12 protein-coding genes are annotated in these 13613 nt (G+C 64.5%); all 12 read left to right on the forward strand.

All coding sequences use genetic code 11. The features are described 5' to 3' along the window. The first annotated feature begins 123 nt into the window (after positions 1-123). The 12 genes from HU751_RS23900 (at position 124) to nuoM (ending at position 13607) form a co-directional block, all read left to right on the forward strand. A complete protein-coding gene (locus tag HU751_RS23900) occupies positions 124-537 on the forward strand; it encodes an NADH-quinone oxidoreductase subunit A (RefSeq protein WP_028692461.1) in 414 nt (137 codons plus the stop codon). A gap of 9 nt (positions 538-546) precedes the next feature. Continuing rightward, a complete protein-coding gene (locus HU751_RS23905) occupies positions 547-1224 on the forward strand; it encodes a NuoB/complex I 20 kDa subunit family protein (protein WP_008096180.1) in 678 nt (225 codons plus the stop codon). A 79-nt stretch (positions 1225-1303) separates the two neighbouring features. Beyond that, on the forward strand, positions 1304-3085 hold the full coding sequence (gene nuoC, locus HU751_RS23910; protein WP_186734688.1) for an NADH-quinone oxidoreductase subunit C/D: 1782 nt from the start codon (positions 1304-1306) through the stop codon (positions 3083-3085). A gap of 2 nt (positions 3086-3087) precedes the next feature. Next, positions 3088-3585, forward strand: a complete 498-nt coding sequence (nuoE, locus tag HU751_RS23915; RefSeq protein WP_012313767.1) for an NADH-quinone oxidoreductase subunit NuoE — start codon at positions 3088-3090, stop codon at positions 3583-3585. Continuing rightward, positions 3582-4949, forward strand: a complete 1368-nt coding sequence (nuoF, locus tag HU751_RS23920) for an NADH-quinone oxidoreductase subunit NuoF (RefSeq protein WP_186734687.1) — start codon at positions 3582-3584, stop codon at positions 4947-4949. Before nuoE ends, nuoF begins: the two co-directional genes overlap by 4 nt. A 133-nt stretch (positions 4950-5082) precedes the next feature. Beyond that, on the forward strand, positions 5083-7797 hold the full coding sequence (nuoG, locus tag HU751_RS23925; protein WP_186734686.1) for an NADH-quinone oxidoreductase subunit NuoG: 2715 nt from the start codon (positions 5083-5085) through the stop codon (positions 7795-7797). After that, positions 7794-8801, forward strand: a complete 1008-nt coding sequence (gene nuoH, locus HU751_RS23930) for an NADH-quinone oxidoreductase subunit NuoH (RefSeq protein WP_050706494.1) — start codon at positions 7794-7796, stop codon at positions 8799-8801. Before nuoG ends, nuoH begins: the two co-directional genes overlap by 4 nt. Positions 8802-8812: 11 nt before the next feature. Continuing rightward, a complete protein-coding gene (gene nuoI / locus HU751_RS23935) occupies positions 8813-9361 on the forward strand; it encodes an NADH-quinone oxidoreductase subunit NuoI (protein WP_003251442.1) in 549 nt (182 codons plus the stop codon). 10 nt (positions 9362-9371) lie between these two features. Next, positions 9372-9872, forward strand: coding sequence for an NADH-quinone oxidoreductase subunit J (gene nuoJ, locus HU751_RS23940; protein WP_023631348.1), 501 nt, complete (start codon positions 9372-9374; stop codon positions 9870-9872). Positions 9873-9875: 3 nt separating this feature from the next. Continuing rightward, positions 9876-10184 carry an NADH-quinone oxidoreductase subunit NuoK gene (gene nuoK / locus HU751_RS23945; RefSeq protein ID WP_008096201.1) on the forward strand — a complete coding sequence of 103 codons (309 nt, stop codon included), beginning with the start codon at positions 9876-9878 and terminating at the stop codon, positions 10182-10184. After that, complete coding sequence (gene nuoL / locus HU751_RS23950) at positions 10181-12034, forward strand: NADH-quinone oxidoreductase subunit L (protein WP_050706495.1); 1854 nt, start codon at positions 10181-10183, stop codon at positions 12032-12034. Before nuoK ends, nuoL begins: the two co-directional genes overlap by 4 nt. A 40-nt stretch (positions 12035-12074) precedes the next feature. Beyond that, positions 12075-13607 carry an NADH-quinone oxidoreductase subunit M gene (gene nuoM / locus HU751_RS23955; RefSeq protein ID WP_186734685.1) on the forward strand — a complete coding sequence of 511 codons (1533 nt, stop codon included), beginning with the start codon at positions 12075-12077 and terminating at the stop codon, positions 13605-13607. Positions 13608-13613: the final 6 nt, after the last annotated feature.

Below are 13613 nucleotides of genomic sequence, written 5' to 3' on the forward strand. Positions count from 1 at the left end.
TTACCCATAAAATCAGCGCGATTGATTCAGCTGCGACATTTGGTCACTGCGTCTGCGACACCACGTCGCCGCTCTACTTTATTTCAGACTGCAGAGCTGGGTCTCTGTATAAGGATTTCTAGCATGTCCGATTCGGCAGGACTCATCGCCCACAACTGGGGCTTTGCCATCTTCCTCCTGGGTGTCGTCGGCCTGTGTGCCTTCATGCTCGGCCTGTCCAGCCTGCTCGGTAGCAAGGCCTGGGGTCGCGCCAAGAACGAACCCTTCGAATCCGGCATGCTGCCCGTCGGCAGCGCCCGCCTGCGCCTGTCCGCCAAATTCTATCTGGTCGCGATGCTGTTCGTGATCTTCGATATCGAAGCCCTCTTCCTCTATGCATGGTCTGTGTCCGTCCGCGAAAGCGGCTGGACCGGATTCGTCGAAGCTCTCATTTTCATAGCAATTCTGTTGGCAGGTCTTGTCTACCTATGGCGCGTCGGGGCGCTCGATTGGGCTCCCGAAGGTCGCCGCAAGCGGCAAGCGAAGCTGAAACAATGAGGCTTTGGCATGCAATACAATCTCACCAGAATCGATCCGGACGCACCCAACGAGCAGTATCCGGTCGGTGAGCGGGAAACCGTCACCGATCAACTGCTGGAAGACCAGGTCCACAAGAACATCTACATGGGGAAACTCGAAGATGTGCTGCGTGGCGCGGTCAACTGGGGTCGCAAGAACTCCCTCTGGCCGTACAACTTCGGCCTTTCCTGCTGCTACGTGGAAATGACCACGGCCTTCACGGCACCCCACGACATCGCCCGCTTCGGCGCCGAAGTCATCCGGGCCTCGCCGCGTCAGGCCGACTTCATGGTCATCGCCGGTACCTGCTTCGTCAAAATGGCGCCGATCATCCAGCGCCTGTACGAGCAGATGCTCGAGCCCAAGTGGGTCATCTCCATGGGTTCGTGCGCCAACTCCGGCGGCATGTACGACATCTACTCGGTCGTTCAGGGGGTCGACAAGTTCCTCCCCGTGGACGTCTATGTGCCTGGCTGCCCGCCGCGCCCCGAGGCATTCCTGCAAGGCTTGATGCTGCTGCAGGAGTCGATCGGCCAAGAACGACGCCCGCTTTCCTGGGTGGTTGGTGATCAAGGCATCTACCGTGCCGAGATGCCCGCCCAGAAAGACCTGCGTCGTGAACAGCGCATTGCGGTAACCAACCTGCGCAGCCCCGACGAAGTCTGATCCAGCGACCTGCCGCCCGCTCCCGAAGGAGCCGGCGGCCTGGCTTCATTCTTAACGCTGACCCAAAGCGACCGAGACCATGACAGCGGACAACGCTATTTATATTCCGCCCTACAAGGCTGACGACCAGGATGTGGTCGTCGAACTGCACAACCGTTTTGGCGCCGACGCATTCGTCGCCCAGGAAACCCGCACCGGCATGCCGGTACTGTGGGTAAAACGTGCCCAGCTCAAGGAAGTGCTGAGCTTCCTGCGCGGCGTCGCCAAACCGTACAGCATGCTGTACGACCTGCACGGCGTCGACGAGCGCCTGCGCACCCAGCGCCGTGGCCTGCCCGCCGCCGATTTCAGCGTGTTCTACCACCTGCTGTCGGTCGAGCGTAACAGCGACGTGATGATCAAGGTGTCGCTCAGCGAAGGCGACCTGAACCTGCCGACCGTGACCGGCATCTGGCCGAACGCCAACTGGTACGAGCGCGAAGTCTGGGACATGTTCGGCATCGACTTTGCCGGCCACCCGCACCTGAGCCGCATCATGATGCCGCCGACCTGGGAAGGTCACCCGCTGCGCAAGGACTACCCGGCCCGCGCCACCGAGTTCGACCCCTACAGCCTGACCCTGGCCAAGCAGCAGCTTGAAGAGGAATCGGCGCGCTTCAACCCGGAAGCCTGGGGCATGAAGCGTCACGGCGCCAACGAGGACTACATGTTCCTCAACCTCGGCCCGAACCACCCTTCGGCCCACGGTGCCTTCCGTATCGTCCTGCAGCTGGACGGCGAAGAGATCGTCGACTGCGTACCGGACATCGGCTACCACCACCGTGGTGCCGAGAAGATGGCCGAGCGTCAGTCCTGGCATAGCTTCATCCCCTACACCGACCGTATCGACTACCTCGGCGGGGTGATGAACAACCTGCCGTACGTCCTGGCGGTGGAAAAGCTCGCCGGCATCAAGGTGCCGCAGAAAGTCGACGTGATTCGCATCATGCTCGCCGAGTTCTTCCGCATCACCAGCCACCTGCTGTTCCTGGGTACCTATATCCAGGACGTCGGCGCCATGACCCCGGTGTTCTTCACCTTCACCGACCGCCAGCGCGCCTACACCGTGATCGAGGCGATCACCGGTTTCCGCCTGCACCCGGCCTGGTACCGCATCGGTGGTGTCGCCCACGACCTGCCGCGCGGCTGGGACAAGCTGGTCAAGGACTTCGTCGAATGGCTGCCCAAGCGCCTTGACGAATACACCAAGGCCGCCCTGCAGAACAGCATCCTCAAGGGTCGTACCATCGGCGTTGCCGCCTACAACACCAAGGAAGCCCTGGAATGGGGCACCACCGGAGCCGGCCTGCGTTCCACCGGTTGCGACTTCGACCTGCGTAAGGCGCGCCCCTACTCCGGCTACGAGAACTTCGAGTTCGAAGTACCGCTGGCCCACAACGGCGATGCCTACGATCGCTGCATGGTCCGCGTCGAGGAGATGCGCCAGAGTATCCGCATCATCGACCAGTGCCTGCGCAACATGCCGGAAGGCCCGTACAAGGCGGACCATCCGCTGACTACGCCGCCACCGAAAGAGCGCACCCTGCAGCACATCGAGACCCTGATCACCCACTTCCTGCAAGTCTCGTGGGGCCCGGTCATGCCGGCCAACGAGTCGTTCCAGATGATCGAGGCGACCAAGGGCATCAACAGTTACTACCTGACGAGCGACGGCGGCACCATGAGCTACCGCACCCGGATCCGTACCCCGAGCTACCCGCACCTGCAGCAGATCCCTTCGGTGATCAAAGGCAGCATGGTCGCGGACCTCATCGCGTACCTGGGCAGTATCGACTTCGTTATGGCTGACGTGGACCGCTAAGCATGAACAGCACGCTTATCCAAACCGACCGTTTCGCCCTGAGCGAAACCGAGCGCTCGGCCATCGAGCACGAGATGCACCACTACGAGGACCCGCGCGCGGCGTCCATCGAAGCCCTGAAGATCGTCCAGAAGGAACGCGGCTGGGTGCCGGACGGCGCCATCTACGCCATCGGCGAAGTGCTGGGCATCCCCGCCAGCGACGTCGAGGGCGTGGCCACTTTCTACAGCCAGATCTTCCGCCAGCCGGTCGGCCGCCACATCATCCGCGTGTGCGACAGCATGGTCTGCTACATCGGCGGCCATGAATCGGTGGTCAGCCAGATCCAGAGCGAGCTGGGCATCGGCCTCGGCCAGACCACCGCGGACGGGCGTTTCACCCTGCTGCCAGTGTGCTGCCTGGGCAACTGCGACAAGGCCCCGGCGCTGATGATCGACGACGACACCTTTGGCGACGTGCAGCCTGCCGGCGTCTCCAAGCTGCTGGAGGGTTACGTATGACCATCACTTCCTTCGGCCCGGCCAACCGCATCGCGCGTTCGGCCGAAACCCACCCGCTGACCTGGCGCCTGCGCGACGACGGCGAGCCGGTGTGGCTGACCGAGTACGAGTCGAAGAACGGCTACGCCGCTGCCCGCAAGGCACTGGCCGAGATGTCCGCCGACGACATCGTCCAGAGCGTCAAGGACTCCGGCCTCAAGGGCCGTGGCGGCGCGGGCTTCCCCACTGGCGTGAAGTGGGGCCTGATGCCCAAAGACGAATCCATGAACATCCGCTACCTGCTGTGCAACGCGGATGAAATGGAGCCGAACACCTGGAAGGACCGCATGCTGATGGAGCAACAGCCCCATCTGCTGGTCGAGGGCATGCTGATCAGCGCCCGCGCCCTGAAGGCCTACCGTGGCTACATCTTCCTGCGTGGCGAATACACCACCGCGGCGAAGAACCTCAACCGCGCCATCGATGAAGCCAAGGCCGCAGGCCTGCTGGGCAAGAACATCCTCGGTTCGGGCTTCGATTTCGAGCTGTTCGTGCACACCGGCGCCGGCCGCTACATCTGCGGTGAAGAGACCGCGCTGATCAACTCGCTCGAAGGCCGCCGCGCCAACCCGCGCTCCAAGCCGCCCTTCCCTGCCGCCGTCGGCGTGTGGGGCAAGCCGACCTGCGTGAACAACGTCGAGACCCTGTGCAACGTGCCGGCCATCGTCGCCAACGGCAACGACTGGTACAAGTCGCTGGCCCGCGAAGGCAGCGAGGACCACGGCACCAAGCTGATGGGCTTCTCCGGCAAGGTGAAGAACCCTGGCCTGTGGGAACTGCCGTTCGGCGTTACCGCCCGCGAACTGTTCGAGGACTACGCCGGCGGCATGCGCGACGGCTTCAAGCTCAAGTGCTGGCAGCCAGGCGGCGCCGGTACCGGCTTCCTGCTGCCCGAGCACCTCGATGCGCAGATGTACGCCGGTGGCATCGCCAAGGTCGGCACCCGCATGGGTACGGGCCTGGCCATGGCGGTCGACGACAGCATCAACATGGTCTCGCTGCTGCGCAACATGGAAGAGTTCTTCGCCCGCGAATCCTGCGGGTGGTGCACGCCATGCCGCGACGGCCTGCCGTGGAGCGTGAAGATGCTGCGCGCCCTGGAGAAAGGCCAGGGCCGCGCCGAAGACATCGAGACCCTGCTGGGTCTGGTCAACTTCCTCGGCCCAGGCCGCACCTTCTGTGCTCACGCACCAGGTGCCGTCGAGCCATTGGGCAGTGCCATCAAGTATTTCCGCTCGGAGTTCGAGGCCGGTGTAGCCCCAGCCAGTGCTGGCAGCGAAGCCCTGCGCCCGAACCTGGCGAAGCCGATCGTGGTCGGCGCATAAAAAGATGAAGTAGCGGATGGTCCGTGCCATCCGCCAGCCCGCCGGCCGGCCCGAACGATTCGTGGCTGGCCGCGGGCTCACCGATTTCCATTAGCCACGCCCGCCCACGCGGGCCAACGAAGAACTTTGAACAATGGCCACTATCCACGTAGACGGCAAAGCGCTCGAAGTCAACGGTGCGGACAACCTGTTACAGGCCTGTCTGTCGCTCGGCCTCGACATCCCCTATTTCTGCTGGCACCCGGCGCTCGGTAGCGTCGGCGCCTGCCGGCAGTGCGCGGTCAAGCAGTACACCGACGAGAACGACACCCGTGGTCGTATCGTCATGTCCTGCATGACCCCTGCCTCCGACGGCACCTGGATCTCCATCGAAGACGAAGAGTCCAAGGCGTTCCGCGCCAGCGTCGTCGAATGGCTGATGACCAACCACCCGCACGACTGCCCGGTGTGCGAGGAAGGCGGTCACTGCCACCTGCAGGACATGACGGTAATGACCGGCCACAACGAGCGCCGCTACCGTTTCACCAAGCGTACCCACCAGAACCAGGACCTCGGCCCGTTCATCGCCCATGAGATGAACCGCTGCATCGCCTGCTACCGCTGCGTTCGCTACTACAAGGACTACGCCGGCGGCACCGACCTGGGCGTATACGGCGCCCACGACAACGTGTACTTCGGTCGCGTCGAAGACGGCGTGCTGGAAAGCGAGTTCTCCGGCAACCTCACCGAGGTCTGCCCGACCGGTGTGTTCACCGACAAGACCCATTCCGAGCGCTACAACCGCAAGTGGGACATGCAGTTCGCCCCGAGCATCTGCCATGGCTGCTCCAGCGGCTGCAACATCAGCCCCGGCGAGCGCTACGGCGAACTGCGCCGCATCGAGAACCGCTTCAACGGCTCGGTGAACCAGTACTTCCTGTGCGACCGTGGCCGCTTCGGCTATGGCTACGTCAACCGCAAGGACCGTCCGCGCCAGCCGTTCCTCGCCGATGGCAGCAAGCTGAGCCTGGACGCCGCCCTGGACAAGGCCGCCGACCTGCTGCGCGGCCGCACCATCGTCGGCATCGGCTCGCCACGCGCCAGCCTCGAGAGCAACTACGGCCTGCGTGAGCTGGTCGGCGCCGAGTACTTCTACTCCGGTATGGAAGCTGGCGAACTGGCCCGCGTGCGCCTGGCGCTGAACGTGCTGAACGACAGCCCGCTGCCGGTCCCGACCCTGCGCGACATCGAAGACCACGACGCCGTGTTCGTGCTCGGCGAAGACCTGACCCAGACCGCCGCCCGCGTCGCCCTGGCCGTGCGCCAGGCCACCAAGGGCAAGGCCGAGGCCATGGCCGACGCCATGCGCGTACAGCCTTGGCTGGACGCCGCGGTGAAGAACATCGGCCAGCACGCGCTGTACCCGCTGTTCATCGCATCCTTGGCTGAAACCAAGCTGGACGACGTCGCCGAAGAGTGTGTACACGCCGCCCCCGCCGACCTGGCCCGCATCGGTTTCGCCGTGGCCCACGCCATCGACCCGAGCGCGCCTGCCGTCGCCGGCCTGGACGACGAAGCCAAGGCCCTGGCCCAGCGCATCGCCGACGCCCTGGTCGCCGCCAACCGCCCACTGGTGGTCGCCGGCACTTCCCTGGCGGACCCTGCGCTGATCGAGGCCGCCGCCAACATCGCCAAGGCCCTCAAGCTGCGCGAGAAGAACGGTTCGCTGAGCCTGGTCGTGCCTGAGGCCAACAGCCTCGGCATGGCGATGATGGGCGGCGAGTCCGTCGACGCCGCGCTGGACGCGGTCATCAGCGGCAAGGCCGACGCCATCGTCGTGCTGGAGAACGACCTGTACGCCCGCGTACCGGCCGCCAAGGTCGATGCTGCCCTGGCTGCGGCCAAGGTGGTGATCGTCGCCGACCACTCCAAGACCCCGACCCTTGACCGCGCCCACCTGGTGCTGCCGGCCGCCTCGTTCGCCGAAGGCGATGGCACCCTGGTCAGCCAGGAAGGCCGTGCCCAGCGCTTCTTCCAGGTGTTCGACCCGCAGTACCTGGACAGCAGCATCCAGATCCACGAAGGCTGGCGCTGGATGCACGCCCTGCGTGCCACCCTGCTCAACAAGCCGGTGGACTGGACCCAGCTGGACCACGTCACCAGCGCCTGCGCCGAAGCCGCCCCGCAACTGGCCGGCATCGTCAACGCAGCGCCAAGCGCCGCGTTCCGCATCAAGGGCATGAAGCTGGCCCGCGAGCCGCTGCGCTACTCGGGCCGTACCGCCATGCGCGCCAACATCAGCGTGCACGAGCCGCGTACCCCGCAGGACAAGGACACCGCGTTCGCCTTCTCCATGGAAGGCTACTCGGGCTCGGCCGAACCGCGTCAGCAGGTGCCGTTCGCCTGGTCGCCGGGCTGGAACTCGCCACAGGCCTGGAACAAGTTCCAGGACGAAGTGGGTGGCCACCTGCGTGCCGGTGACCCGGGCGTGCGCCTGATCGAGTCGCAAGGCGACAAGCTCAACTGGTTCACCGCCATTCCGGGCGCGTTCAACCCGGCCCGTGGCACCTGGACCGCCGTACCGTTCTTCCACCTGTTCGGCAGCGAAGAGAGCTCCTCGCGCGCCGCACCGGTACAAGAGCGTATTCCAGCCGCCTACGTGGGCCTGGCCAAGTCCGAGGCCGACCGCCTGGGCGTCAACGACGGCGCAATGCTGAGCCTGAACGTGGCCGGCGTGTCGCTGCGTCTGCCGCTGCGTATCAATGAAGAACTGGGCGCTGGCCTGGTTGCGTTGCCCAAAGGCCTGGCCGGCATTCCGCCCGCCATCTTCGGTGCAGCCGTCGAAGGCCTGCAGGAGGCAGCACAATGAGCTGGTTCACCCCCGAAGTGATCGATGTGATCATTCAGGTCGTCAAGGCCATCGTGGTGCTGCTGGCCGTAGTGGTCTGCGGCGCGCTGCTCAGCTTCGTCGAACGTCGCCTGCTGGGCTGGTGGCAGGACCGCTACGGTCCGAACCGTGTCGGCCCGTTCGGCATGTTCCAGATCGCCGCCGACATGCTGAAGATGTTCTTCAAGGAAGACTGGAACCCGCCCTTCGTCGACAAGATGATCTTCACCCTGGCGCCGGTCGTGGCCATGAGCGCCCTGCTGATCGGCTTCTCGATCATCCCGATCACCCCGGGCTGGGGCGTCGCCGACCTGAACATCGGCCTGCTGTTCTTCTTCGCCATGGCCGGTCTTTCGGTCTACGCCGTGCTGTTCGCCGGCTGGTCGTCGAACAACAAGTACGCCCTGCTGGGCAGCCTGCGGGCCTCGGCGCAGACCGTGTCGTACGAAGTGTTCCTGGGCCTGGCGCTGATGGGCGTGGTGGTGCAGGTGGGCTCGTTCAACATGCGCGACATCGTTGAGTACCAGGCCAACAACCTGTGGTTCATCATTCCGCAGTTCTTCGGCTTCTGCACCTTCTTCATCGCTGGCGTCGCCGTGACTCACCGTCACCCGTTCGACCAGCCGGAAGCGGAACAGGAACTGGCCGACGGCTACCACATCGAATATGCCGGCATGAAATGGGGCATGTTCTTCGTCGGTGAGTACATCGGCATCATCCTGATCTCGGCGCTGCTGGTAACCCTGTTCTTCGGTGGCTGGCACGGTCCGTTCGGCATCCTGCCGCAAGTACCGTTCCTGTGGTTCGCCCTGAAGACCGCGTTCTTCATCATGCTGTTCATCCTGCTGCGCGCCTCGATCCCGCGCCCACGCTATGACCAGGTGATGGACTTCAGCTGGAAGTTCTGCCTGCCGCTGACCCTGATCAATTTGCTGGTGACCGCTGCGATCGTGCTCTACAACACGCCAGCCGTCGCGGCCCAGTGAGGATTTGACCCATGTTCAAGTATATCGGCGACATCGTTAAGGGCACCGGCACACAGCTGCGCAGCCTGGCCATGGTGTTCTCCCACGGGTTCCGCAAGCGCGACACCCTGCAGTACCCCGAAGAACCCGTGTACCTGCCGCCACGCTACCGTGGCCGCATCGTCCTCACCCGCGACCCCGATGGCGAGGAGCGCTGCGTGGCGTGCAACCTCTGCGCGGTGGCCTGCCCGGTCGGCTGCATCTCGCTGCAGAAGGCCGAGACCGAGGACGGCCGTTGGTACCCCGAGTTCTTCCGCATCAACTTCTCGCGCTGCATCTTCTGCGGCCTGTGCGAAGAGGCGTGCCCGACCACCGCGATCCAGCTGACTCCGGATTTCGAAATGGCCGAGTTCAAGCGTCAGGACCTGGTGTACGAGAAAGAAGATCTGCTGATCTCCGGCCCCGGCAAGAACCCTGACTACAACTTCTACCGTGTTGCCGGTATGGCCATCGCTGGCAAGCCGAAAGGCTCCGCGCAGAACGAAGCCGAGCCGATCAACGTGAAGAGCTTGCTCCCATAAGGACAGAAAGATGGAATTCGCTTTCTACTTCGCATCCGGTGTCGCCGTCGTCTCCACGCTCCGCGTGGTGACCGGCACCAACCCGGTGCACGCCCTGCTCTACCTGATCATTTCGCTGATCTCCGTGGCGATGATCTTCTTCTCCCTCGGTGCGCCGTTCGCCGGCGCCCTGGAAGTGATCGCCTACGCCGGCGCCATCATGGTGCTGTTCGTGTTCGTGGTGATGATGCTCAACCTCGGGCCGGCCTCGGTCGCCCAGGAGCGCGGCTGGCTCAAGCCCGGCATCTGGGCGGGGCCGGTGATCCTCGCCGCCCTGCTGCTGCTGGAGCTGCTGTACGTGCTGTTCGTCACCCCGTCGGGCGCCGCCATCAGCGGTACCACCGTCAGCGCCAAGGAAGTCGGCATCAGCCTGTTCGGGCCGTACCTGCTGGTGGTCGAACTGGCCTCGATGCTGCTGCTCGCGGCAGCCGTCACCGCCTTCCACCTGGGCCGCAACGAGGCGAAGGAGTAAATCATGGGTGCTATCCCTCTCGAGCATGGTCTGGCGGTCGCCGGCATCCTGTTCTGCTTAGGTCTGGTTGGCCTGATGGTCCGCCGCAACATCCTCTTCGTGCTCATGAGCCTGGAAGTCATGATGAACGCCTCTGCCCTGGCGTTCATCGTCGCCGGTGCCCGTTGGGTCCAGCCCGACGGCCAGGTGATGTTCATTCTGGTGATCAGCCTGGCAGCCGCCGAGGCCAGCATTGGCCTGGCGATCCTGCTGCAGCTGTATCGCCGCTTCCACACTCTCGACATCGATGCTGCCAGTGAGATGCGCGGATGAACCTTATCTTCCTGACGTTCGTATTCCCCCTGATCGGCTTCCTGCTGCTGTCGTTCTCGCGCGGCCGCTGGTCCGAGAACCTGTCGGCGCTGGTCGGTGTCGGCTCGGTCGGTCTGTCGGCGGCCACCGCCGCCTACGTGATCTGGCAGTTCAACGTCGCCCCGCCTGAAGGCGGCGCGTACAGCCAGCTGCTGTGGCAGTGGATGTCGGTGGACGGCTTCGCGCCGAACTTCACCCTGTACGTGGATGGCCTGTCGGTCACCATGCTGGGCGTGGTCACCGGTGTCGGCTTCCTGATCCACCTGTTCGCTTCCTGGTACATGCGTGGCGAAGCCGGCTACTCGCGCTTCTTCTCGTACACCAACCTGTTCATCGCCAGCATGCTGTTCCTGGTGCTGGGCGACAACCTGCTGTTCATCTACTTCGGCTGGGAAGGCGTGGGCCTGTGCTCGTACCTGTTGATCGGTTTCTACTACAGCAACCGCAACAACGGTAACGCGGCACTCAAGGCGTTCATCGTCACCCGCATCGGCGACGTGTTCATGGCCATCGGCCTGTTCATCCTGTTCGTCCAGCTGGGTACCCTGAACGTGCAGGAACTGCTGGTGCTGGCACCGCAGAAGTTCCAGGCCGGCGACACCTGGATGGTCCTGGCGACCCTGATGCTTCTGGGTGGCGCGGTCGGTAAATCGGCCCAGCTGCCGCTGCAGACCTGGCTGGCCGACGCGATGGCCGGTCCGACCCCGGTTTCGGCACTGATCCACGCGGCCACCATGGTGACCGCGGGCGTGTACCTGATCGCCCGTACCAACGGCCTGTTCCTGCTGGCGCCGGACGTCCTGCACCTGGTCGGCGTCGTGGGTGGCGTGACCCTGGTCCTGGCCGGCTTCGCCGCCCTGGTACAGACCGACATCAAGCGTATCCTCGCCTACTCGACCATGAGCCAGATCGGCTACATGTTCCTGGCCTTGGGCGTCGGCGCCTGGGACGCGGCGATCTTCCACCTGATGACCCACGCCTTCTTCAAGGCCCTGCTGTTCCTTGCCTCCGGTGCGGTGATCGTCGCCTGCCACCATGAGCAGAACATCTTCAAGATGGGCGGCCTGTGGAAGAAACTGCCGCTGGCCTACGCCAGCTTCGTGGTCGGTGGCGCCGCCCTGGCCGCCCTGCCGATCCTGACCGTGGGCTTCTACTCCAAGGACGAGATCCTCTGGGAAGCCTTCGCCAGCGGCAACACCGGCCTGCTGTACGCAGGTCTGGTGGGCGCGTTCATGACCTCGCTGTACACCTTCCGCCTGATCTTCATCGCCTTCCACGGCGAAGCCAAGACCGAAGCCCACGCCGGCCACGGCATCAGCCACTGGCTGCCGCTGGGCGTGCTGATCGTGCTGTCGACCTTCATCGGCGCCTGGATCCATCCGCCGCTGGCAGGCGTGCTGCCTGAAAGCGCCGGCCACGCCGGTGGCGAAGCCAAGCACTCGCTGGAGATCGCCTCGGGCGCCATCGCCATCGCCGGTATCCTGCTGTCGGCCCTGCTGTTCCTGGGCAAGCGCCGCTTCGTCACTGCGGTCGCCAACAGCGGTATCGGTCGCGTCCTGTCGGCCTGGTGGTTCGCCGCCTGGGGCTTCGACTGGATCTACGACAAGCTCTTCGTCAAACCTTACCTGCTGATCAGCCACATCCTGCGCAAGGACCCGGTTGACCGCAGCATCGGCCTCATCCCTCGGATGGCCCGTGGCGGCCACGTCGCCATGAGCAAGACCGAGACCGGCCAGCTGCGCTGGTACACCGCCTCGATCGCCGTGGGCGCCGTGCTGGTGCTCGGTGCCGTGGTAGTGGCCGCGGTATGACTATGAATCTTGCGACTTTGCCAAAGGAAACCAACCCGTCATGATTTTGCCTTGGCTGATCCTGATCCCCTTCATCGGCGGCTTCCTGTGCTGGCTGGGTGAGCGCTTCGGCGCCACCCTGCCGCGCTGGATCGCGCTGCTGACCATGTCCCTGCTGCTTGGCATCGGCCTGTGGCTGTGGGCGAACGGCAACTACACCCTAGCCCCCGCGCCGGGCGCCGAACCCGCCTGGGCCCTCGAATACAAGGTCGAGTGGATCAAGCGCTTCGGCATCAGCATCCACCTGGCCCTCGACGGCCTGTCGCTGCTGATGATCCTGCTCACCGGCCTGCTCGGCGTGCTGTCGGTGCTGTGCTCGTGGAAAGAGATCCAGCGCCACGTCGGCTTCTTCCACCTCAACCTGATGTGGATCCTCGGCGGCGTGGTCGGCGTGTTCCTGGCCCTGGACCTGTTCCTGTTCTTCTTCTTCTGGGAAATGATGCTGGTGCCGATGTACTTCCTCATCGCGCTCTGGGGTCACAGCTCCTCCGACGGCAAAAAGACCCGGATCTACGCGGCGACCAAGTTCTTCATCTTCACCCAGGCCAGCGGCCTGATCATGCTGGTGGCGATCCTCGGCCTGGTGCTGGTCAACTACAACAGCACCGGCGTGATCACCTTCAACTACAGTGACCTGCTCAAGGCCCAGCTGCCGGCCGGCGTCGAGTACATCCTGATGCTGGGCTTCTTCATCGCCTTCGCGGTGAAGCTGCCGGTGGTGCCGTTCCACTCCTGGCTGCCTGACGCTCACGCCCAGGCACCGACCGCAGGTTCCGTGGACCTGGCGGGCATCCTGCTGAAGACCGCGGCCTACGGCCTGCTGCGCTTCGCCCTGCCGCTGTTCCCGAACGCCTCGGCCGAGTTCGCGCCGATCGCCATGACCCTGGGCCTGATCGGTATCTTCTACGGTGCCTTCCTGGCCTTCGCGCAAACCGACATCAAACGCCTGGTGGCCTTCTCCAGCGTCTCGCACATGGGCTTCGTGCTGATCGGCATCTACTCCGGCAGCCAGCAGGCCCTGCAGGGCGCGGTGATCCAGATGCTGGCCCACGGCCTGTCGGCCGCCGCGCTGTTCATCCTGGCCGGCCAGCTGTACGAGCGCCTGCACACCCGCGACATGCGCGAGATGGGTGGCCTGTGGCACCGCATCGCTTACCTGCCGGCCATCAGCCTGTTCTTCGCCGCCGCATCGCTGGGGCTGCCAGGTACCGGCAACTTCGTCGGCGAGTTCCTGATCCTGATCGGCAGCTTCGCCCACGTCCCATGGATCACCGTGATCGCCACCACCGGTCTGGTCTTCGGTTCAGTGTACTCGCTGATCATGATCCACCGCGCCTACTTCGGCCCGGCCAAGGCCGACACCGTGCTGGCCGGCATGGACGGTCGCGAGCTGATCATGGTGCTGGGCCTGGCGGGCCTGCTGATCCTGCTGGGCGTGTATCCGCAGCCGTTCCTGGACACCTCTGCCGCCACCATGAGCGGTGTGCAGCAGTGGCTCGGTTCCGCTTTCACTCAACTCGCTTCGGCCCGGTAAGAGCGC

The organism is Pseudomonas peradeniyensis, assembly GCF_014268935.2.
Lineage (GTDB): Bacteria > Pseudomonadota > Gammaproteobacteria > Pseudomonadales > Pseudomonadaceae > Aquipseudomonas > Aquipseudomonas peradeniyensis.

Excerpts from the sequence above, each read along its gene's own strand:
- nuoC (WP_186734688.1), top strand. The coding sequence starts at position 1,304 with ATGACAGCGGACAACGCTATTTATATTCCGCCCTACAAGGCTGACGAC.
- nuoG (WP_186734686.1), top strand. The coding sequence starts at position 5,083 with ATGGCCACTATCCACGTAGACGGCAAAGCGCTCGAAGTCAACGGTGCG.
- HU751_RS23900 (WP_028692461.1), top strand. The coding sequence starts at position 124 with ATGTCCGATTCGGCAGGACTCATCGCCCACAACTGGGGCTTTGCCATC.
- nuoI (WP_003251442.1), top strand. The coding sequence starts at position 8,813 with ATGTTCAAGTATATCGGCGACATCGTTAAGGGCACCGGCACACAGCTG.
- nuoH (WP_050706494.1), top strand. The coding sequence starts at position 7,794 with ATGAGCTGGTTCACCCCCGAAGTGATCGATGTGATCATTCAGGTCGTC.
- nuoE (WP_012313767.1), top strand. The coding sequence starts at position 3,088 with ATGAACAGCACGCTTATCCAAACCGACCGTTTCGCCCTGAGCGAAACC.
- nuoK (WP_008096201.1), top strand. The coding sequence starts at position 9,876 with ATGGGTGCTATCCCTCTCGAGCATGGTCTGGCGGTCGCCGGCATCCTG.
- HU751_RS23905 (WP_008096180.1), top strand. The coding sequence starts at position 547 with ATGCAATACAATCTCACCAGAATCGATCCGGACGCACCCAACGAGCAG.
- nuoJ (WP_023631348.1), top strand. The coding sequence starts at position 9,372 with ATGGAATTCGCTTTCTACTTCGCATCCGGTGTCGCCGTCGTCTCCACG.
- nuoL (WP_050706495.1), top strand. The coding sequence starts at position 10,181 with ATGAACCTTATCTTCCTGACGTTCGTATTCCCCCTGATCGGCTTCCTG.
- nuoM (WP_186734685.1), top strand. The coding sequence starts at position 12,075 with ATGATTTTGCCTTGGCTGATCCTGATCCCCTTCATCGGCGGCTTCCTG.
- nuoF (WP_186734687.1), top strand. The coding sequence starts at position 3,582 with ATGACCATCACTTCCTTCGGCCCGGCCAACCGCATCGCGCGTTCGGCC.